The organism is Psychrobacter sp. UBA5136 (genome assembly GCF_002414005.1).
Taxonomy (GTDB): domain Bacteria; phylum Pseudomonadota; class Gammaproteobacteria; order Pseudomonadales; family Moraxellaceae; genus Psychrobacter.
This window is the reverse complement of record NZ_DHYG01000019.1, coordinates 22612-45047: the sequence shown is the minus strand read 5'-3', so window position 1 is coordinate 45047 and position 22436 is coordinate 22612. Positions and strand designations below refer to the sequence as shown.

General features: G+C 45.3%; 18 protein-coding genes. 6 read left to right on the top strand and 12 right to left on the bottom strand.

Features of this window, described 5'->3' with window-relative positions; genetic code table 11:
* Nucleotides 1–257: 257 nt before the first annotated feature.
* The gene (gene hda / locus B4240_RS02585) at nucleotides 258–1061 is read left to right on the top strand and encodes a DnaA regulatory inactivator Hda (protein WP_068407080.1); all 804 of its coding nucleotides are present in this window, start codon (nucleotides 258–260) and stop codon (nucleotides 1059–1061) included.
* Between the two features lie 54 nt (nucleotides 1062–1115).
* On the top strand, nucleotides 1116–1823 hold the full coding sequence (locus tag B4240_RS02580) for a DUF2057 family protein (RefSeq protein ID WP_296236677.1): 708 nt from the start codon (nucleotides 1116–1118) through the stop codon (nucleotides 1821–1823).
* 148 nt (nucleotides 1824–1971) lie between these two features.
* Here B4240_RS02580 and B4240_RS02575 read toward each other — a convergent pair whose 3' ends face one another.
* Both B4240_RS02575 and B4240_RS02570 read right to left on the bottom strand, forming a co-directional pair.
* Nucleotides 1972–2460, bottom strand: a complete 489-nt coding sequence (locus B4240_RS02575) for a Dps family protein (RefSeq protein ID WP_296236676.1) — start codon at nucleotides 2458–2460, stop codon at nucleotides 1972–1974.
* A gap of 326 nt (nucleotides 2461–2786) precedes the next feature.
* Entirely contained in the window at nucleotides 2787–3452 is a 666-nt protein-coding gene (locus B4240_RS02570; protein WP_296236675.1) for a YcxB family protein, read from the bottom strand.
* A 516-nt stretch (nucleotides 3453–3968) separates the two neighbouring features.
* Between B4240_RS02570 and serS the strand changes: the two genes are divergently transcribed.
* Both serS and tkt read left to right on the top strand, forming a co-directional pair.
* Nucleotides 3969–5255 (top strand): serine--tRNA ligase, encoded by a 1287-nt coding sequence (serS, locus tag B4240_RS02565; RefSeq protein ID WP_296236674.1) that lies wholly within the window; start codon nucleotides 3969–3971, stop codon nucleotides 5253–5255.
* Between the two features lie 278 nt (nucleotides 5256–5533).
* Complete coding sequence (gene tkt, locus B4240_RS02560; protein WP_296236673.1) at nucleotides 5534–7531, top strand: transketolase; 1998 nt, start codon at nucleotides 5534–5536, stop codon at nucleotides 7529–7531.
* Nucleotides 7532–7918: 387 nt separating this feature from the next.
* On the opposite strand, the gene B4240_RS02555 is transcribed toward tkt, so the two are convergent.
* Nucleotides 7919–8524, bottom strand: coding sequence for a YceI family protein (locus B4240_RS02555; protein ID WP_296236672.1), 606 nt, complete (start codon nucleotides 8522–8524; stop codon nucleotides 7919–7921).
* Between the two features lie 232 nt (nucleotides 8525–8756).
* Here B4240_RS02555 and B4240_RS02550 point away from each other — a divergent pair, with 232 nt between their 5' ends.
* Nucleotides 8757–9719 (top strand): nuclease-related domain-containing protein, encoded by a 963-nt coding sequence (locus B4240_RS02550; RefSeq protein WP_296236671.1) that lies wholly within the window; start codon nucleotides 8757–8759, stop codon nucleotides 9717–9719.
* Nucleotides 9720–9805: 86 nt separating this feature from the next.
* Here B4240_RS02550 and B4240_RS02545 read toward each other — a convergent pair whose 3' ends face one another.
* The 9 genes from B4240_RS02545 to B4240_RS02505 all read right to left on the bottom strand — a co-directional run bounded on the left by B4240_RS02545 (nucleotide 9806) and on the right by B4240_RS02505 (nucleotide 20161).
* Nucleotides 9806–10777, bottom strand: coding sequence for a peptide ABC transporter ATP-binding protein (locus B4240_RS02545; protein ID WP_296236670.1), 972 nt, complete (start codon nucleotides 10775–10777; stop codon nucleotides 9806–9808).
* Nucleotides 10774–11868, bottom strand: a complete 1095-nt coding sequence (locus B4240_RS02540; protein WP_296236669.1) for an ABC transporter ATP-binding protein — start codon at nucleotides 11866–11868, stop codon at nucleotides 10774–10776. Before B4240_RS02540 ends, B4240_RS02545 begins: the two co-directional genes overlap by 4 nt.
* Nucleotides 11869–12783 carry an ABC transporter permease gene (locus B4240_RS02535; protein WP_200661657.1) on the bottom strand — a complete coding sequence of 305 codons (915 nt, stop codon included), beginning with the start codon at nucleotides 12781–12783 and terminating at the stop codon, nucleotides 11869–11871.
* 148 nt (nucleotides 12784–12931) lie between these two features.
* Nucleotides 12932–13948, bottom strand: a complete 1017-nt coding sequence (locus B4240_RS02530; protein ID WP_296236668.1) for an ABC transporter permease — start codon at nucleotides 13946–13948, stop codon at nucleotides 12932–12934.
* A gap of 231 nt (nucleotides 13949–14179) precedes the next feature.
* Nucleotides 14180–15820, bottom strand: coding sequence for an ABC transporter substrate-binding protein (locus B4240_RS02525; protein WP_296236667.1), 1641 nt, complete (start codon nucleotides 15818–15820; stop codon nucleotides 14180–14182).
* A gap of 506 nt (nucleotides 15821–16326) precedes the next feature.
* Nucleotides 16327–16581 (bottom strand): GMC oxidoreductase, encoded by a 255-nt coding sequence (locus B4240_RS02520; RefSeq protein ID WP_296236680.1) that lies wholly within the window; start codon nucleotides 16579–16581, stop codon nucleotides 16327–16329.
* On the bottom strand, nucleotides 16533–17972 hold the full coding sequence (locus B4240_RS02515) for a GMC family oxidoreductase (RefSeq protein WP_296236666.1): 1440 nt from the start codon (nucleotides 17970–17972) through the stop codon (nucleotides 16533–16535). Before B4240_RS02515 ends, B4240_RS02520 begins: the two co-directional genes overlap by 49 nt.
* A gap of 217 nt (nucleotides 17973–18189) precedes the next feature.
* Complete coding sequence (locus B4240_RS02510; RefSeq protein ID WP_296236665.1) at nucleotides 18190–18516, bottom strand: DUF779 domain-containing protein; 327 nt, start codon at nucleotides 18514–18516, stop codon at nucleotides 18190–18192.
* Nucleotides 18517–18634: 118 nt separating this feature from the next.
* Nucleotides 18635–20161: an aldehyde dehydrogenase family protein gene (locus tag B4240_RS02505; protein WP_296236664.1), complete on the bottom strand. Its 1527-nt coding sequence runs from the start codon at nucleotides 20159–20161 to the stop codon at nucleotides 18635–18637.
* Nucleotides 20162–20418: 257 nt separating this feature from the next.
* On the opposite strand from B4240_RS02505, the gene B4240_RS02500 reads away from it, so the two are divergent.
* Nucleotides 20419–22347 carry an AAA family ATPase gene (locus B4240_RS02500; protein WP_296236663.1) on the top strand — a complete coding sequence of 643 codons (1929 nt, stop codon included), beginning with the start codon at nucleotides 20419–20421 and terminating at the stop codon, nucleotides 22345–22347.
* Nucleotides 22348–22436 lie beyond the last annotated feature (89 nt).

Below are 22436 nucleotides of genomic sequence, written 5' to 3'. Positions count from 1 at the left end.
TCTTCTTTTTTCAATCACTTTCGAAGTTGAGAGTGAGGTAACTTATTGTCAGTTGGCTAAATAAGGATAGATTATCCTTAACGGGTAAAAGACTTGTCAGTCATTTTGCAAATATGTTATATATAGGCGCAGTAATAACGGTATTTGCCGTTACTAGGTTGGCTTTGTTAAATGTAAATGCTAGCAAGGCCAGTTTACAGAGTATTAGTCGTTTAGCCTTTTTAGTGATTGCGCTACGCAAACCGAGTTGATGATTCATGGCAGAAGCACAGCTAAGTCTCAATCTGGACATTAAGCATGATGCGAGTCTCAGCGACTTTGCCGGTCCAGGTTGGATGTCTATTATCGATGCAGTGCGGCAGCTACATGTCGGCCTGATAGGTCAGTTGTACCTATTCGGCAGCCCTGAGACGGGCAAGTCGCACTTATTATCCGCCATCTGTGAGTCGTTTATCGAGATGGACAAATCAGCGATTTGTCTGTCATTAAATGAATTGATTCATACCGATGTCAATGTTCTCTCTTCTTTAGAAAACTTTTCCTTGATTGCGATTGACGATTTAGAGGTGCTTGAGCAGAGCAGCCAATGGCAAGAAGCTTTATTTCATCTGATTAATCGTAGCCGCGAAGGGCAACGCCAGCTTATTTTTGCCTCCAATAAACCGGCAACCGAACTGCCGTTTCAGCTGACAGACTTGCTTACTCGTTTGGCACAATCGCCAAGCTTTAAAGTGCCAACTGGTCACGATTTGGCGGACCGTCAAGCCTTGCTACAATCTATCCTACGCCGCCGCGGTTGGCAGTTTGATGAGCGTATTATCAATCATTTGCTTACCGAAGGGCCGCACCGTATTGGCGCTATGATGGATGTGCTAAATTACATTCAACCGATGTTTTCCAATCTTGGGCGTAGTAATATATCCAAAGCGGTCATTAGCGATGCGCTGCGTACGATTGATGAGCAGACACTTGCCGCTGAGCTGGCCGATATTGCCCAAGAAACGCAAGGTGATAATGAGGTCGCCAACCAAGACCAACATACCATGCCGCTCGATTTTTAAGATTTAAAAATCCAGTTTTTTTATAAAACGTATTTACTATCAATGGAACAATTTATGAAATTAAGCGCTTCTATACTAAAAAAACTGACTGTTGGCTCGTTATTGGTAGCGGCAGGCTCAGTATCGATGCTAACGCATGCCGCAGTTACCTTACTTGTTGATGACCATATCAAAGTAACTGCTATCAACGGCCAAGAAATCCAGCAAAGTCCGTTTCAGCCGTTAAAGAAGTCGTTTACCTTAGAGCCAGGTCAGCACGCGATTACGGCTAAATATGACCGTTTATACAACTTGCGCCGTGATGAGCACGATTATCTGCGCTCGGGTAACGTGAGTGTAACGGCAGAATTAAAAGACAATCAAACGTACCGTCTGACCATGCCAAATCAGCCAGAAAAATATGAAGCGGCAAGAGAGTATGCCAAGCGCCCAACACTGGCGGTGCAACAAAACAATACTATCCTAGCCAGTCAGCAGGCTTTAGAGGGCGGTCAAGGTGGTTTACTGTCTGGTCTAGGTAAAACGTTGGGCGGCGTGTTTGGCGGTGCTGATGATGCCGAGCTACAAAACCAACGTGCCATAGCCGCTTTAGGTCAACCATCTACCAACACGCCAAGTACTGTCAATACAGGGGCTATGACCACAGTTAAGCAAACGGCAAGCGCTGCTTCATCGACCAGTACTTTAGATCAGTTTATGCAAATTTGGCTACAAGCAACGCCAGCTGAGCGCGAAAAAATACGCCAGTGGATTCAAAAGTAGTAAACATTTAGACATTGAGAGAGCTTAGAATTTAAGCATTTTTAGTCAAGCGAGTACAAAAAAAGCACCTAAATTAGGTGCTTTTTTCTTACTTATGATTTCATTGAAAAGTATTGATAAGTCGTTTTATCTGTCATCTTTTTAGGCATTATTTAGCCAAAAAAGCGTTGTACATCCAAATGAGCTTTTCTTGCTGCTGTACGTATTCATCAACTAAGTCAGCGGTACCTTGGTCTTCAGATTTCTCTGCTAACGCTGATACTTCACGCTGCTCTTCGATAAGCGCTTGTAGACCAGTGACCACACCTTGCACACAAGCGTTGCCATCTTTGACGTTTTTATCTTCTTTGATATTGGAATGTTGGCTAAAGTCGCTATAGGCATGGAGCGGCGTGCCACCCAAGGTTAAAATACGTTCAGCGATTTCATCAATTTCTACTTGCAAATTGGTATACAGCTCTTCGAACTGTGGGTGCAAGGTGAAGAAATGCTCACCTTTTACGTTCCAGTGATAGCCGCGCACGTTGATGTAAAACATATGATAGCTTGATAATAAGTCGTTTAGCTTAGCAATCACTTCGCTCATGTCTGCTTTTTCTAGACCAATTTGGTTGGTTACGTTATTAGTATTACTCATAATATTATCCTTATAGTTTGAGTGTAGATTTAATAGACTGGTTGTTTTAGTTTTATAAACTCAGACTGTACCATCCTAAGTTCAGTATAGAAGTCTAAGAGTGTAGCAAGCCGTCTCCTGCATTGCTACGCCCATCTATTGCCTATTGATGCTTATTATAATAGCAAAGAAACTATGATAAGTTAAATTTGATTAATCTAATGCTGTGATTGATTTAACGAATCATAGAATCTGTGCTATGCAAATTATTTTATAAGGCCAATACTTGAGCAATACTAATGTTTAAGTGTAAAAAACCACCAACCGCGACACTGTAAAAATGACTTCTATACTGTTGCAGGGGGCTGTAGATTCTCAGGATTTAAACCTTTAACAGCAACCACTTCTTGTAGGTGCTGGCGTACGGTATCGATTGGAAATTTTTGCGCTTGTAAACGCTTAGGAATGATTTGGCTACCTTGCTGACCTTTTAGCTCAAACATCACAAAGATATAGTCGTCGGTTTCATCCCAGCTTTTAACGGCGCTCCAAGGAATAACGGCTTGCTGAGTGCTACTGGCGCGCATTTGCATACCGCGCATCTGATTGTTGTTAAACATATCAGACTGATTGACTGGCATTGCCATGACCAAACCGTGCTTTTGCACGCCCAACTTCATTTGGCGCATCTCATCGGGCATTTCTTGGTCAGCCACTTGTTTTTCAAACTCTTTTTTGACATACCATTTAAAACCAAGGGTACGCACCAATAGATAAATGACCACCGCCGCTAGCATAAGCCAAAAGATAATCGTTGAGTAACCGGTCAAAAAGACTAGACCTGCGATGGCTAATATGACGACCACCGCCATAATAATCCACTCTTTCATCTTAATACTCGACAGACCAAACGACGGGCTGGCACTGGCAAATAGCTCATACTGTGCTTGGTGAAATTCGGCCTCGGTTAAGTTTAAGGCGACAGGTTGTAGCGTGTAGGGGTACAGGGCCATAAAGGTTCTCAGATACTTATGTTAAAAGCGTGGGATGAAAAGCGCCAAAGCGAAGCTGCGATGCCATGCTTAGCGATTTTATACGACGCTTAGCGATGCTTGGCGAAAAGTAGAATAAAGATATGCGCTTATCTTACCGAAAACTGCTCTTAAATGAAACATATAAGCAGCGCTGTTCATGGATAGCCCGGTTATTTATAATATTGGCGACCCTGATGTGATTAATAACGCAATTATGTGTCGCATATTTGTTCAGTAAAGGTGCAATAGAGAGCGCGGGGAACTTCGCTAAAAATCAGCCAAAGCGCAAGCAAAATTTAGCCAAAACATGGTCAAATCTGCTCGGTCTTGGTATGATAGCAGCTACTACTTATTCTGATGTTTGACACGGCGTTATCGCTTAGCTTTATAATGATATTATAAGGCGGCGCGCTATTTTGTGTTTTTACGATGTGACTTTGCTACTATTTTCTCCTTTTTATTTCTTACTCACTTTTGGCGCTACAGGCAACTATTATGATTGACCCAAAACTCTTACGCGGTGATTTAACGGATTTACAACAGCAGCTGGCGACGCGTGGTTACGCGCTTGATGTAGCGTTTTGGCAAAGTGTTGAGAATGAACGTAAATCCTTGCAGGTTAAAACAGAAGAGCTGCAATCGCGCCGGAATGCGGGCGCCAAGCAAGTGGGCGCGCTAAAAAAAGCGGGCGAAGATGCCAGTGAATTATTGAGCGAGATGCAAAGTGTCAGCGGTGAGATTAAGGCAGCCGAAGATGAGCTACGAACCTTGCAAGAGCGCATTAGCCAAGCGGCCATGCAAATCCCAAATATCCCAGCTGCCGATGTACCGGTTGGTACGTCAGAAGACGATAACGTCGAAGTGCGCAAATGGGGCACGCCGCGTGCGTTTGATTTTGAGATTCAAGACCATACGCATATCGGTGAGACGCTTGGTATGCTTGATTTTGAAGCCGCCGCAAAGCTGACTGGTAGCCGTTTTAACGTCTTAAAAGGTCAGCTTGCGCAACTGCATCGCGCCTTGATTCAGTTTATGCTCAATACCCACACCATCAAGTACGGCTATACTGAAACCTATGTGCCTTATATTGTCAATTCTGAAAGCTTAAAAGGTACGGGGCAATTGCCAAAGTTTGAAGATGATTTGTTTAAATTGACCAATCATACCAATAATGATGGCACAGACTTTTATCTGATTCCGACCGCCGAAGTACCCATGACCAACTTGGTACGCGGTGAGCGTTTGGATATCAAGGAGCTGCCATTAAAATTCACCGCTCATACGCCGTGTTTTCGTAGTGAGGCGGGCTCGCACGGCCGTGATACCCGTGGTCTGATTCGCCAGCATCAGTTTGAAAAAGTTGAGATGGTTAATATCGCCACTAGCGAGCAGTCCGATGACTTGCTTGAAGCGATGACGGCACAAGCTGAGTACATTTTACAGCAGCTTAATCTGCCATACCGCGTGGTCAAGTTATGTACCGGTGATATGAGCTTTGCGGCGCAAAAAACTTACGATATCGAAGTCTGGTTGCCAAGCCAAGATACTTATCGTGAAATCTCTAGCTGCTCAAACTGCGGCGACTTCCAAGCTCGCCGTATGGGCACGCGCGTTAAAGATGGCAAGCAAACTAGCCTAGCGCATACGCTAAATGGTTCGGGTTTAGCCGTTGGTCGTACGTTACTTGCGGTGATGGAAAATCATCAAAACGCCGATGGTAGTATCACCATTCCAGAAGTATTGCGTCCGTATATGGGCGGTGCGGAAACCATTTCAGCTTAACAAGTGAATTTTTATCTAAACTGCGGGTCAATTGCTGATTCGCAGTTTTTTAATTAGTATTGGTTTAATAAAACTGATACGAATGATTGTTAAATACAAACGCTTCTGTCAGCGCATTTTTAGATTGCGCGATAGCAAATATGTTAATATTGCATTGTGATTTTATAATCTATCTTTTGATGACGCCTATTGTATTTTGTCGTATTTTTGATGGATTGCCCTCTGAGTAACCCCTTCTCTTATGCTCCATACTTTTCATTCGAATATTAGGACACGCTATGCCGACTCCAATTAATGAGCGCAAACTTGCCAATGCCATCCGCGTACTGTCGTTCGACGCGGTTCAAAAAGCCAACTCTGGACACCCAGGCGCGCCGATGGGTATGGCTGATATTGCCGAAGTGTTGTGGCGCAAATTTTTAAAGCACAATCCTGCTGACCCGCAATGGCATAACCGTGACCGCTTTGTGTTATCAAACGGTCATGGCTCGATGCTTATTTACTCATTGCTACATTTGACGGGTTATGATGTCAGCGTTGATGACTTAAAAGGCTTTCGTCAGCTGCATTCAAAAACCCCTGGTCACCCTGAGCTTGGTTATACCCCAGGCATTGAAACCACGACGGGTCCACTAGGTCAGGGTATCGCCAATGCGGTTGGTTTTGCGATTGCAGAGAAAACGCTAGCGGCGCAGTTTAACCGTGACGGTCATAACATCGTCGATCACCATACTTATGCGTTCTTGGGTGATGGCTGCTTGATGGAAGGCATTAGCCATGAAGTTTGCTCATTGGCTGGCACGCTAGGCCTTGGTAAATTGGTATTCTTCTACGATGATAATGGCATCTCAATCGATGGTGATGTTGAAGGCTGGTTTACTGACGACACGCAAGCGCGCTTTGAAGCGTACGGCTGGCAGGTGATTAAAGTTGATGGTCATGATACCGATGAGATTACCAAAGCGACTGAACAAGCGATCAAAGAGACGACTAAACCGAGCTTAATCATTTGTAAAACCACGATTGGTGCCGGTAGCCCAAATAAGCAAGGCCTAGCAGCCAGTCATGGTGCACCGCTTGGTGATGATGAAATTGTTTTAACTCGTGATGCGTTATCTTGGAAGCATGCACCGTTTGAATTAGATGACGAAATCTATGAAGCATGGGACGGTAAAGTAAAAGGCGATGTGCTACAAAAGAACTGGGAAGCGGACTTTGACGCGTATAAAAAAGCGTATCCAGAACTCGCAAGCGAGCTACTACGCCGTTTAAACGGTGAGTTGCCAGCGGATTTTGAGGCACAAGCGAAAGATTATATTCAGCAAACCCAAGAAGCGGGCGGCGATGTTGCCAGTCGTAAAGCCAGTCAAAATGCGATCAATACTTTGCAGCCATTATTACCAGAATTACTGGGCGGCTCAGCGGATCTTGCTGGCTCAAATCTGACACTATTTAAAGGCGCAAAAGGTATCGAAAAAGACGCTGACGGCAATTATATTTACTATGGCGTCCGCGAGTTTGGTATGACAGCGATTGCCAATGGTATTGCGCTGCATGGCGGCTTTATCCCTTACGTGGCGACCTTCCTGATGTTTATGGAATACGCGCGTAACGCGGTGCGTATGGGCGCACTGATGAAGCAGCGTGTGATTCATGTTTACACCCATGATTCAATTGGTTTGGGTGAAGATGGTCCAACGCATCAGCCAGTCGAGCAATTGACCAGTCTGCGTACCACACCAAACCTACGGACATGGCGCCCTTGTGATGCGACTGAATCTGCTAGTGCTTGGGTTGAAGCGATTAAGTCTGAAAATAACCCTTCTGCTCTTATCTTTAGCCGTCAAAGTCTGCCACATCAAGCGCGTGATGCTGAGCAAGTGGCTAACATTACTAAAGGCGGTTATGTCTTAGCGAAAGAGGAAGGCGAGCTTCAAGCTATTATCATCGCTACGGGTTCAGAAGTCGGCCTTGCCATGCAAGCGCATAAGACGCTTAGCGAAAATGGCGTTGGCGTACGTGTGGTGTCTATGCCATGTGCAGAAATCTTTATGGAGCAAGATGCCAGCTACCGTGAAGCGGTATTGCCAGCTAATATCCGTGCGCGCGTTGCTGTAGAAGCCGCGCATGTCGATTATTGGTATAAGTTTGTCGGTCTTGATGGCAAAGTCATCGGTATGACCACTTATGGTGAATCGGCGCCTGCGGACGAGCTGTATAAAGAGTTTGGTATTACTGCTGAAGCGGTGGTTGATGCGGTAAATAGTTTGGTCTGATTCATCAAAGCTTAAACTTAGTTTTTGAGCTTATAAAAGAGCTGCTGGAGAAATCTGGCGGCTTTTTGTTTGTTAGAATTTAGAATGATGAGTAGGTCGGCGCCAAGGTTCGAGTCCTAACAAATTGTTGAATTGAAGCGTTGGGTGCCGAAAGCTTCACCCAACCTACGCCCTAAGTTCAATAATGAAAATGTGCGCGCGAGGGACGAGCGCCGAGCGAAGCTTTTAAAGAAAATCGACCCATGCCACGCATATTTCCTCACTTTTAAAGCAGCAGATATCGAGGCTAATTTTTTTGTCTTTTCCTAACTTATAAAATGTCTGAATCCTAAACCAAAAAAAGAGTTGCTAGAGTAATTTGGCCACTCTTTTTTACGCTCTTTATTATTAATTCGCAGCAATCAGCTTTCCTGATATCTCAAGTGGGATGATATTGCTAATAAGTTTTGGGAAGGCGGTCACCCCGTAGCTATAGCGATCTACCTTACCCGTCGCGCGAAACTTTAGCGTTGGTTGGGCGGTAACGGGGTCAATTTCGACATCCGATAGGGTGACTCTTACCGTTAACGGTTTGGTTTGACCCAAGGCAGTAAAATCGCCCGTGACGTTGGCTTCTTTCGGCGAAATCATCGTGACTTTTTTTGAGACAAACGTCATCGTTGGATATTGCTGCGTATTGAGCAGCTCTTTTCGGCGTAAAAAAGAATCACGTAGGCGGCGCTCGGTGTCAATGCTATCGGTATGCACAGTAAAATTAATCGTCGTGCTGGCAGGCTTTCTGACGTCATAATTGATGGCGCCGTTTACCTTACGAAACTTACCGTCAGTCGTCGCCTTGCCTAAGTATTTGACCTCAAAATCCGCACTGGTTTTTGGCACATCCAGCTTCCATTTTTGTGGCATGGTACTAGCGGCTTGTCCCATTATGGGTAGCGATAATAATAAAGTGGTGCCAAGGGTAATGTTGAGCCAAGATACGGCGCGTGTATTCATACGTATAATCCAAAGGGTGATAATAAAGCGTTCATGTTTAAGAGTGTTTATGAAACTTTGTTGTTTTTTAGACCGTAAATAATAAACAGCAGCCTACTACAATTAACTTATTTCAATGTATGATTAAAGTTGTCATTCAGCGATAGTCATAAGTATCGCTGCGCTTTTATAATAAGCGCCTTTATAATAACTGTTTTTATCCTATTCTTTATGTCTTCTATGGTAGAAATCCATGTCTTTGATGTCCAGTTTTAAAGGTATCGTCGGCGAGACCGTCATCAATGTAGCCATGTGGCTAAAGCTTGATAAAGATATTTATCATCGCCTAAACAATGTCACTTTGCCATTAGCAGATGGCGGCAGCACCCAAATCGACCATGTCATCGTCTCTGTGTATGGCATCTTTGTCATTGAAACTAAAAACTATAAAGGCTGGATTTTTGGTAACGAGAAGCAGCGGCAGTGGACGCAAGTTATCATGGGGCGTAAGTATAAATTTCAAAATCCACTGCGGCAGAATTATCTGCATATTAAGACATTGGCAGATTTGTTAGCGCTTGATATGAACTATTTTCACTCGATGATTGCGTTTATTGGCGAGTGCGAGCTTAAAACTCGTGATGAGTTGCCTGAGCACGTATTGACGAGCGGTATGGTGTCCTACGTGAAGAAAAAACAGGATAAATTGCTTACCGATGAAGAAGTCAAAGCTATCGTTGTGCAAATTGAAAGCAATCGATTTAGCAAGTCTTGGCACACTAACAGGGCGCATAAAGCCTATCTAAAAAACAAGCATAGCAATGCTAGCAAGACAAAAAAAATAATGCCAAATGCCAGTTTGACAGCACAAGCAAACTCACAAGCAGACGCGCCAATTAGAAACGCGCCAATTAGAAGCGAGGTCAAAGAGTATGCTCGCTGGTCTGGTCAAACGCAGGTTGAACAATCAGATTTTAATGCCGCAACGGTTGCATCTATCAATGTACAGCTTAGTAATAAAGTGTTTGATGATAATGCGGAAGAAATCTTCATTACCCCGTTCGAAGTTATAGAGCCTAAAACTCAACCTCACCAAGCTTCGATAACAGAGCAGTTCGTTACGCCTGTCAGTAACGAGGTCATTCCCACTTGTCCAAAATGCCCTAAGTGCAGTGGTGAGATGGTTCAGCGAATCGCCAAAAAAGGCGCGCGCTAAGGTCAGATATTTTATGGCTGTGCTCAGTTTCCAAAATGTCGCGGGGTAGTGAATGTGTAATTCACCTTCATAAACGGACGACTGTCTTATCCGTATATCTCTTCTAAGCGTAAACAAGCAACCAAGCGGCCATCCCACTCACGCAGCTGCGGCTCGACTTCGCTACATTTTGGTTTGGCATAAGGACAGCGTTTATGCAGCGCGCAGCCACTTGGCGGATTTAGCGGACTTGGCAATTCACCTTGTAGCGTTAAATCATTCTTATGACCACTGACAGTTGGCGCAGCCGCTAATAAAGCGATGGTATAAGGGTGCTTTGGCGCACTGTAAATCGCTTCTTTTGGTCCATGCTCAACCGCTTGGCCTAGATACATGACCATCACATCATCAGCAACATGGCGGACCACTGATAAGTTGTGCGAAATAAACACGTAAGCAGTATGGTATTCGGCCTGCAAATCCATAAATAGATTCAACACTTGCGCCTGAATCGATACATCGAGCGCAGAAGTCGGCTCATCAGCAACGACAATTTTTGGATTGAGCATCATCGCGCGGGCGAGGGCTATACGTTGGCGCTGACCACCCGAAAACATATGCGGAAAACGCCCAGCGTGTTCGGGACGTAGGCCGACATTTCTCATCATCTCGTTTATTTTTTCGCGCTTTTCTTCTTTTGACAATTTGGTATGAATATCTAATGGCTCGGTCAATTGATAGCCAATCGTATGACGCGGGTTTAAGCTGCCGTAAGGATTTTGAAAAACCATCTGAATCTCGGTTCGCAAATCTTTTAATGCTTTTCTACTATAGCCAGTCGTTGCGGCATCGTTGATAAACAGCTCGCCATCAGTCGGCTCTTCGATAAGTGTCAATTGACGCGCAAGGGTAGATTTGCCGCAGCCCGACTCACCCACGACGGCAAGCGTTTTGCCCGCTTCAAGCTCAAACGAGACGCCATTTAACGCTTTAACATAAGCTTTTGGTTTACCCAAACCTTGCGATACGGGGTAATGCTTGTGTAAATTGTCTGCTTTTAAGACCACTTTATGACTCATGCTTGGGACTCCAAAGTAGCAGGGTGCGGGGTGGAAATGCGAGTGGGTAAGCTTGGTAGTTCGGCGTGAATACAGCGCACTTTGCCAGTAGGCGTGTCTAAAATGGGCGGTGGCACTTCACAAGCGGCTTCTTTATACGGGCAGCGCGGAGAGAGCAAGCAGCCGCTTGGACGGTCATATTGGCTTGGCACCACACCCGGTAAGCTATTGAGCCTGTCTTGGCCAATAGCCAGCTCAGGAATGGCTTGCAGCAGCGCATCGGTATAAGGATGAGTAGGATGCTGGAAAATCTCTGGCACCGTACTAGTTTCAACCACTTGCCCGGCATACATGACGGCGACATCACGTGAGTTTTGCGCCACCAATCCCAAATCATGGGTAATTAATACCATGGCCATTTGTTTTTCGCGTTGTAAGCGCCCAAGCAAATCCATAATTTGCGCTTGCACCGTGACGTCAAGCGCCGTGGTTGGCTCATCGGCGATGAGTAGTTTTGGCTCGCAAGCAATAGCCATGGCAATCATAATACGCTGACTCATACCGCCCGATAATTGATGCGGATAAACTTTTAGCCGGTTTTTAGCATCGGGCATTTCAACCAATTCAAGCAGCTCTAATATACGCGAGCGCACAGCCGAACCGCGCAGGCCAAGATGCTTGCGTAGCACTTCGCCCAACTGCATCTCAACCGTAAAGCTTGGATTTAAGCAAGACATCGCATTTTGAAAAATCATAGAAATGTCTTTGCCAATGATGCCGCGTTTTTCTTTGGCGGACATACTCAGCATGTCTTTATTATCAAACATCACCCGCTGCGCCCGAACTGTGGCAGAGGGCGGCAAAAGTCCCATGAGCGCCATCATGGTGACCGATTTCCCTGAGCCGGATTCCCCAACGACAGCGAGAACTTCACCTTGGGTGATTTTCAACGATACATCATCAACGGCGCGAAAAGCGCGCGCGCCTTGACCAAAGGTAACCGAAAGATTTTCAATATCTAACAATAACGGCGCTTGTTTTTTTAATAAACCAGTCATCGAAGTGTCACTGGCGGCGGTAGTAGTAGCGGTTGTATTTAACGTACTAGTCATTTAGGTCACCTGCTTTAATTTTGGATCTAGCGCGTCGCGTAGCCCATCACCCGTCAAGTTAATTGACAGGGCAGCTAAGAAAATAGCGACACCGGGCCAAATGGCAAGCCAAACATTACTTTGAATGTATTGCCGCGCTGTACCGAGCATCGCACCCCACTCAGCATCAGGTGGTTGTACGCCAAAGCCTAAGAAACCAATCGCCCCTGCTTCTAAAATAGCAGAGGAAAAAATCATCGTCGCTTGGACGATAAGCGGCGCCATACAATTGGGCAAAATGGTGATAAATAATAAGCGTAGTACGCCAGCACCCATCACTTGCGAAGCGATAAAGTACTCACGCTGTAGCTCGACCATCGCCGTTGCCCGAGTCAGACGAATAAACGGCGGCGTACAAACCAAGGCAATGGTAATAATGGTATTGGTCATAGAAGGGCCTAAAATAGCTGCAATAATAATCGCCAATAGTAAGCTGGGGTAAGACATCAAAATATCATTGACCAGCATCACCGCTTTGCCCCAAACCTTTGGCCAAAACGCCGCGCTCAGTCCTAAAGAGATACCGACCAACATCGCAAGGGTCGTTGCGCTAAGGCCGATAAATAAAGAATAACGCGCGCCATACATTACCCGTGATAACGTATCGCGGCCGGCATCATCAGTACCGAGCCAAAACATACTATCGCCGCCACTTAAAAAGGCGGGTGGTAATTGCTCTTGACCAGTAAATAACTCGTAAGGGTCATGCGGCGCAAGGGTGGGCGCAAGTATGGCAATAACGACCATCAAGGCTAAGACAAGAAAGCCCAGTACCGCGCCTTTATTTCGGCAAAACGTCGACAAAAATAACTGCAAAGATGACGGCGGTGTGGCAGCTATCAGATTAAGATCTGAGGGAAGAACAGAAGGCTTCATGAGTAGTTCCTATAGTGGCCAGCGCTAAAAGCATTTAGAGTCTCATTCTTTATTAACCTTAAAAAATTGAGGACTTGCTAAAAATTGCTCTAAACCATATAAGCGCGTATCGCCACTATTTATAATATGGGTATTTATCATTATTAAATTAAGAGGTATGTCGAATACGCGGATTGATCAAACCATATAAAATATCAATAAATAAACTGACTAAAATCAAGGCAGTGGCAACCAATAAGATACCGTTTTGTACAATAGGATAGTCACGGGTAAAAAAGCCATCGAGAAGCCAATTACCAACGCCCGGCCAACTAAAAATGGTCTCGGTGATAATCGCGCCAGCGAGCAAGGTCGCCATTTGTAAGCCAATCACCGTGACGACAGTAATCAAGGCATTGCGCATCACGTGTACCAATATCACGCGGCGCGGCGATAAGCCTTTTGCCCTTGCCGTGCGCACATAGTCTTCGTCCAGCACTTCTAGCATCGCCGAGCGCGTCATCCGCGCAATCATCGCGAGTGGAATGGTCGATAAGGCAATGGAAGGCAAAATAAAGTGTTTTACCACGTTCCAAAATGCGCCAGGCTCACCGGACGTCAAAGAACCTAATAGCCAAGAGCCATACAGTGGATGGACATCTAAAAACTGAGCGACGGAAATGACACCAGCGACGGGTAACAGGCCTAAATAATGGGCAAATATACCGGTTAGGATAGGCCCTAATAAATAGATGGGCATCGAGTATCCCGCCAGTGCGCCTGACATCAAGGTGTAATCAATCCACGTGCCACGGCGCAGCGCCGCAAAGATACCTAAGCTGACCCCGACGACGCTAGCAATGATAATCGCACATACTGCAAGCTCTAGCGTTGGGACAAAATGGGCAAAGAAGTCTTGTAATACCGGGGCGCGCGTACGAAAAGATGCCCCAAAGTCACCGGTCAATATACCGGATAAGTAATCCCAATATTGGACGATGAGAGGTTTGTCTAATCCAAGTCGTTCTAAGGCGCGAGCATGTAGCTCTGGATCAACCATTCGCTCACCCATCATAATCTCGACGGCATCTCCTGGTACGAGACGAATCAGGGTAAAAGTGGACAGCGTTAAGCCAAGATAGACAGGAATTAAAATCGCAATTCGGCGCAGAATATAAAGTAGCATGGGCTGCTCAATTGTTGTGGTTCAGTAGTTATGGTACAAAAGTTATAAATCGAAGAGTAAAGCATGAGCGGTGATAAGAGCGTCCGTGACAAAAGGTTCAACAAGGTATTTAACAAAGTGCTAAACAGGTCGCTGAATTTATAGAAATTCGGCTGGAGCAAACAAAGCGTCTGACCAGCCGAATACCAATTAAATAACCGTGCCTGTCGTACCGGACTTTATGAGCGGCTGCTATTCAACTTTTACACCATCGAAGCGTATGGCACCAAGCGGGCTGATTTTATAATCGACAACGTTTGGTGCGGTGAATACGGTCACGACCGAATGCGCCATCGTCGTCCAAGGTAGCTGCTCTTTAAATATTTGCTGAGCTTTTACATAATCATCGACACGCTCATCCTGATTGGTAATCTGACGGGCATTGGTGACCAAGGTGTCAAAGTCTTTATTACACCAGCGCGAGTAGTTATTACCGCCGACCGCATCACAAGATAATAGCGAACCAAGCCAGTTATCAGGATCGCCATTGTCACCCGTCCAGCCTGCCAAAATCACATCAGGCTCACCTTTCGCGGCGCGTTTTAAATACTCGCCCCATTCATAAGTGACGAGCTTGGTATCGACGCCAATTTTGGCCCAATCTGCTTGTAGCATTTCAGCCATGAGCTTGGCATTTGGATTATAGGGTCGCTGAACCGGCATATACCATAGGTTGATAGACAGGTTATCCGCGCCTGCTTCTTTGATAAGGGCTTTGGCCTTTTCGACGTCATAAGGCGCATCTTTAATCGATTCATCGTAACCCCATTGCGTTGGCGGCATAGGATTGGTTGCTTTAACCCCCTCACTTTGATAAACCGCATTGATGATAGCGTCCTTGTTAATGGCCATATCTAACGCTTGACGAACTTTAAGGTCGCTAAGTTTTGGTTTTTCAACGTTGTAGCCGACATAACCGACGTTAAAGCCGGGTTGGTCAAGAACCGTGGCTTTGCCAGATTTCTTGACAGAATCAATTTCAGCAGGTTTTGGATAAGCGGACACATGACATTCGCCAGCTTGTACTTTTTGCGCGCGCACGGCCGAGTCTTTAGTGATGACAAACACTAAGTTGTCGATATGAATGTCATCTTTGTTCCAATAATCTGGGTTTTTGCTATAGCGAATTTGCGCGTCTTTTTGATAGGAAGTAAAGACGAAAGGCCCGGTACCAACTGGCTTGGTATTAATATCAGCCGCGTTACCAGCCGCCATTAATTGGTCAGCATATTCAGCAGAATCGATATAAGCGAAGGCCATAGCTAGGTTTTGCAAAAACGGCGCGTTGGTTTCGCTTAAGGTAACTTTTACCGTATAGTCATCAACTTTTTCAATATTAGAGATAAGATCAGGCAAACCCATACCGACTGAGTATGGGAATTCAGCAGGATACGCTTTGTTAAATTCAAAATCAGGGTTGGTGAGGCGTTCTAGGGTAAAGACAACGTCGTCAGCGTTAAAATCGCGGGTCGGGGTAAAGTAATCGGTTTTACCAAATTTGACGCCTTTACGCAGATTAAAGGTGTAAGTTTTGCCGTCTTCACTGATATCCCAACTTTCAGCTAATGCTGGCTGAATCTCGGTGCCATCTCTTTTAAATTCTACTAGGCCGTTGTAGATAGGATAGGCGCTCGCATCAAAATCAGTACCTGCCGTGTACTGCGCTGGGTCAAAGCCAGCAGGGCTGCCTTCTGAGCAATAAAGCAAGGTTTTGGCGCCTTTGGCGTCTGAGCTGGCAGCAGAGTCATCGGTGGTTTTGTTGTCGCCGCTACAGGCACTGATACCCAAGATAACCGTCGCTAACAGGGTCAGTTTGAAGAGTGATTTTTGCATTATTACATCCTATGTAATGATAAGTAGTCGCCAACATAACTATCGGTTCATAAGCGAACCATAGATATAATTAACGCGCTGCTAATTCCCTTTAAAGTGTTTATAAATAAAGTATTTATCCTATGCAAAAAGAAAATGAGTGAGGTGTTATTAACTCAAATTGCAGACTGCAATAAATAGCAATATAAATAAGTGGTTTAAATATACTACCTTACGCAGTTGTAACGCAAGGTGTCTATAGATTTAATTTGATAGAAAATGTCCCGTTTTAAAAAGACGGTTCCAAGGCGTTAATTACACCAAAAATGGCGACCCATATATTCAGTTTAAGATAAAATCGATACACTAGTACGATGCGCGACTGGTATAAATTTTCCTTGCTTGCTGTTATCACAGAGGCTACGAAAAATTTATCCCAGTCGTCCTGTATCTGTTTTAAAGTAAATCCACTATAACGCAGTAAGTTAAATATAATTTAAGCAAATTCGCTAAGACCGTCCTTTGTTTTAGGCAGCTACCGTCTCTTGGCTAACATGCTGTGCTTTGATCAGGTCGGCCATTTTTTCCGCTATCATAATCGTTGGCGCATTGGTATTGGCGCTAATCAATGTCGGCATCACGGATGCGTCAATGACGCGTAAGCCGCTCACGCCGCGCACCTTTAATTCTAAGTCGACTACAGACTGGTCATCTGAACCCATACGGCAAGTGCCTACAGGGTGATAGATGGTGTCTGACTTACTACGAATATAGCCAAGCATGCCGTCTTTTTCGATATAAGGGGCAGGGTAGTCTTCGGTGATATATTTGGCGATGGGCGCTTCTTGCATGATGGCGCGCTACGCTCAGCGCCTGCGACCATATATTCTACATCTTTAGGATGGGAGAGGAAGTTTGGATCAATTAATACGCACTCTGAGGGGTCAGCTGACGCAAGCCTGACGGTACCGCGGCTTTCAGGGCGCAAATAGGAGGCGTGACAAGAGATGGCAAAGCCGCGTCTAAGGTCACGTCCGTGCTCAATCACCCGCGAGATGACAAAGTGCAGCTGGATATTTGGCCACTCCTTTGGCGCGTCACCGACGCTAAAGAACGCACCAGCTTCGGCGTAGTTGGTAGACAGCAATCCTGTGCCATCTTTTCTCCATTGGCGAATGCTTTTAGACAAGGTTGAAAGCGTTGCCATACCAATACCGATAACATCGGTGGTATTGACCTCGTAATCGAACACCACATCTAAATGATCTTGTAGATTACCGCCAACCTCAGGCGCATCGATCAATACATCGATGCCGTGCGCCTGCAAATGCTCAGCAGGACCAATACCCGATAGCATCAAAACTTTCGGCGAACCAAAAGCGCCGCTCGACAAAATAACTTCCTGACGCGCCATCACTGTGTGCTCGACGCCATCTTTTTCATAAGCGACGCCAACGGCCTGTTTGTCTTCAAAGATGACACGGTTGGCTTGCGCGTGGGTAATGATGGTTAAATTTGGACGGCTTTTCTGCACGGGGTGTAAATAAGCGGCAGCAGCAGAGCAGCGTTGACCTTGTTTTTCACCATGAAAATGGGTGACTTGATATAGCCCTGCGCCATCTTGTTTTTTGCCATTAAAATCATCATTTTTATCTAAACCATTGGCGACGGCCGCTTCTACAAACACTTTTGATATTTCACGCGGGCTTAATAAATCACTGACATGCAAGGGGCCGCTATCGCCATGCCGCTCGTCTGCGCCGTGGACATTGTTTTCAGCTTTGATAAAGTAGGGCAGGACATCGTCAAAGCCCCAACCTTCGCAGCCTTGCTCAACCCAGCGCTCATAATCAAGCGCGCTACCGCGGGTATAAATCATCGCATTAATGGCAGAGGAGCCGCCCAAACATTGACCGCGTGGCTGAAAGCCGCGACGATTATTAAGATGGGTTTGCGGGGTAGTATGAAAGCACCAATTGTTTGATTTTAGCGGTTTTCCTGGAACTAAAAGGATTAAACCCGCCGGTACGCGAATCGCAAGGTCTTTGCCTTCGCCGCCGTACTCCAATAAACACACTTTGATATCGGGATTTTCTGTTAGGCGGCTGGCAAGTACGCAGCCCGCAGAACCGCTGCCCACGATGACGTAGTCAAATTTTGGATCAACTTCCATGTTATCTTCCTTTTAGCATCCATGCTTATTAAGACGTGCTCGTTAAAACAAGCTTATTAAAATAGCTTCTCCTTACAGTATCTATTATTTTGCTAAAACAATGCAATAAAAATGACTAGCGCGTGTTATTCGTCCATAAGTCTTAGAAGAAAGAGAACTTAAATTTTTAAGCTAAGATTATGTTTATTGATAACAATTTATACTTCGCAAGGCTGCTTTACACTTCGCACATCTCAGAGCGCACGATAAAGCGTTTGCCCTCAGGTATTTCTAGCGAAAAACTTGCCCCGCGTCCATCGACCACATCGATGGTCAAATCGGTGTGTTGCCAAAGCTTATACTGCGCTTTGCCCATATAAAAAGGGCAGCCGGCCAGCTCACCAACCAAGACATCTTGTCCGCCTATCTTAAACTCGCCAAGTGGGTAGCACATCGGCGAGCTGCCATCGCAGCAGCCGCCAGATTGATGAAACATCAGCTCGCCGTGTTTAGACTTTAATAATTTAATGAGTGCTTTACAGGAATCTGTCGCCGTGACTTTCATGATGAACTCCTTATCACTTATCAATAGCTTGTGCGTATTAATGCTTTATTAAAGCAAAAATGCAATCTACCTTACGACAGATTGCATTGGTTTATTTAAAGAATGCTCAAAGAAGGATTTAAAAGAAGCCCATCTTTTTGGGACTATAAGAGACCAGCATATTTTTGGTTTGTTGATAATGATCAAGCATCATCAGATGGTTTTCGCGGCCGATGCCTGATTGCTTATAACCACCAAAGGCGGCGTGCGATGGATAAATGTGATAGCAGTTGGTCCATACGCGTCCTGCTTGGATACCGCGACCAAAACGATAAGCTTTATGCACGCTGCGTGTCCAAATGCCAGCGCCAAGCCCATACAAAGTATCGTTGGCAATGCTCATGGCTTCGTCATCGTCTTTAAACTTGGTGACGGCAAGTACGGGTCCAAAGATTTCTTCTTGGAACACACGCATGTCATTGGTGCCTTCAAAGATGGTCGGCTTCACATAATAACCGTCGCCAAGATCGCCATCGTGCTTGGCTTGCTCGCCGCCAACCAAGACTTTTGCGCCTTCTTTTTTACCGATATCTAAATAAGATAAGATTTTTTCTAACTGGTCTGAGCTGGCTTGTGCACCAATCATGGTGTCAGTATCTAATGGATTGCCCATTTTGATGGCTTTAACACGCTCGATACAGCGTTGCATAAATTCATCATAGATGCTCTCATGTACCAGCGCACGCGATGGACAAGTACAAACTTCGCCTTGGTTTAAGGCAAACATCACCAGACCTTCGACCGCTTTATCCAAGAAGTCATCGTCTTCATCCATAATATCGGCAAAGAAGATATTTGGACTTTTACCACCAAGCTCAAGCGTCACAGGGATGATATTTTCACTGGCATACTGCATGATAAGGCGACCAGTGGTGGTCTCACCAGTAAAGGCGACTTTGTTAATACGTGGATTAGAGGCCAGTGGTTTACCGGCTTCAACACCAAAACCATTGACGATATTCAGCACGCCCTTTGGTAATAAGTCAGCGATGCCGATGGTTTCTAACATAAATAAAATCGAAGCAGGCGTTTGCTCAGCAGGCTTCATCACGATACAGTTACCAGTAGCGAGAGCGGGTGCGATTTTCCATACCGCCATTAAAATAGGAAAATTCCACGGGATAATTTGTCCAACGACGCCGAGCGGCTCATGGAAATGATAGGCAACGGTGTCTTCGTCGATTTGGCTGATACCGCCTTCTTGCGCACGAATGGCGCTGGCAAAATAGCGAAATTGGTCGATGGCCAATGGAATGTCTGCCATTAAAGTCTCGCGCACCGGCTTGCCGTTTTCGTAACATTCAGCAATGGCTATTGCTTCTAGATTGGCTTCCATTTTATCAGCGATTTTTAGGAGCAAATTGGCGCGTTCAGCGACGCTGGTTTTGCCCCAAGCGTCTTTGGCAGCATGGGCGGCGTCTAAGGCTTTTTCGATATCGGTTTCTTTTGAGCGCGCGACTTGGCAAATGATTTTGCCATCGATTGGGCTTGGGTTGTCAAAGTACTCGCCATCGACTGGCGCGACCCATTCACCATTGATAAAGTTGTCGTATTTTTTGCGGAATTGGACGGGACTGTTTTCAGTATTGGGATAAGCGTATAACATGAACGATTCCTTGTTGTGTGCTATGGTTATATAGAAACGTACCTGGCCTTCCTGACCAAGCTATCCATCTATCGTACTGAGCTTTTACCCAGAGTTATAATGATTTTTTATAATGATATATTTTGTATCACATAACTTTAAGTTATTAGCAGGTCAATGGTTAAAAGGGACCGCAAAGTTGATGTAGCTGTTATAATCATGGCAGCTATTTTTTATGCTCTTTTTCTTTTTACTATTTATTTAATTGGTTTGGATATATGCGTCAATCTTCTGCTCTTGATATCTTAAAAACAGGTCAAAACGTGTTTTTGACCGGCTCGGCAGGTTCAGGTAAGACCTATACGCTCAACCAATATATCGACTATCTACGCGCGCGCCGTGTACCCGTTGCAGTCACGGCTAGTACGGGTATTGCTGCCACGCACATGAACGGCACGACCATTCATAGTTGGTCGGGTATTGGGATTAAAGATGAGCTGTCGGATCGCGACTTGGCCAATTTATCGCGTAAGCAGTTTTTGGCAGACCGATTAAAGGATACCGCGGTACTTATCATTGATGAGATATCGATGCTGCATGCCAAACAGCTTAATTTGGTCAGCCAAGTTTTAAAGTATGTACGCAAAAACGACAAAGCCTTTGGCGGTATTCAGGTCGTCGTTGCCGGAGATTTTTTTCAGCTGCCGCCCATTGGTAGCAAGGGTGAGACCAACCGCGAAAAATTTGCCTTTATGAGTGAGGCGTGGCTTGAGGCCAAATTTCATATTTGCTACTTATCTGAGCAACATCGGCAAGTGAGCGAAGCGGCAAATGGCGGGCTTGATTTAGACGATATTCTCAATCAAATTCGCCGTCAAGAAGTGAGCTTTGAAGCCATTGCTGCCTTAGAGGCCACCTTTGATCAAAACGTTGATATCAAGCGTACCCGTCTTTATACCCATAATCTCAACGTTAATAAAATCAATGATAAAGAGCTTGCCGCCTTAGATGGCGAGATGATGCGTTTTGAAGCCACCGCGACTGGCGATAGCAAATTGGTTGAGACGCTAAAAAAGACCGTGCGTACCCAAGACGATTTGGTATTAAAAGTCGGTGCCAAGGTCATGTTTATCAAAAACAATAGCGAGCTTGGCGTCTCTAACGGCACGATGGGCGAGCTGATCGGTTTTGCTGCGGTAAAAATCGATGATAAAGACACTAGCGCTGATTTGATTGAAGATGATGAGGAAAATGCTGAAAGCGCTACTGCTAAGGGTACAAAAAGCAAAGCTAAAAAAGATAAAGAAAGTAAGGAAAAACCAAAAGATAAAAAACCAACCACGCAAAAAATGCCGGTAGTGCGGCTAAACTCGGGGCGTGAAGTCATCGCTGAGATAGAGGAATGGATTATCGAAGATGAGACGGGCGATGTACTCGCAAGCTACCAGCAAGTGCCGCTATGTCTGGCGTGGGCAATTACCATTCATAAGTCGCAAGGCATGACCCTTGAGGCGGCAGAGATTGATTTGTCACGTACCTTTGAGCTTGGGCAAGGTTATGTCGCATTGTCACGCTTAAAGTCGCTGGCAGGTCTGCAGCTACTTGGTATGAATGATATGAGCTTGCAGCTTGATCCGCTGGCACGCGGCGCAGATAAACGCTTCTTAGCACTATCAGAAGAAGCCGACGCCAACTATGCCATGCTTGATGAAGAAAGCATGACGCAGGCGCATGAGAAATTTATTTTAAAATCAGGCGGCACGCTTAGCAAGTCGGTGATTGAAGCTTACGCCAATTTGCAGAAAAAACGCCGCGAGCAGCAGCAAGCGCAGATAGAAAAAAAACAAAAACTCGGCAATCAAGTCTCTGATAAATCGGACAGTACCTTACTTGCGACACGGCTGTTATTAGAAGAGAGCTTGTCAATTGCGGAGATTTCGCAAGCGCGGCAGCTGTCCCAATCGACCATTATGCGCCACATTGCTGAATTAAAATCGCAAGATCCAAGCCTCGCTTGTGATCATTTGCGTCCAAACGATGAGGTGATGACAGCGGTTGGCAATGCCTATGTGGCGATTAGAGTGGCCAATAACCCAAATGATTTTAATGATGATGGTAGTATTAAGCTGCGTCCTATCTTTGAGCATCTGAGGCAAGCGATTGATTACAATACCATTCGTTTGGCATTGATTTTTATTACGCCTTAGTATTTAGAGCAGGATAAAAACTTGCTAATGGCGTTATCGTGTTGCTGTGGTTTAGTGATGACGCGTCATTGTCTTTATATCCCATTATG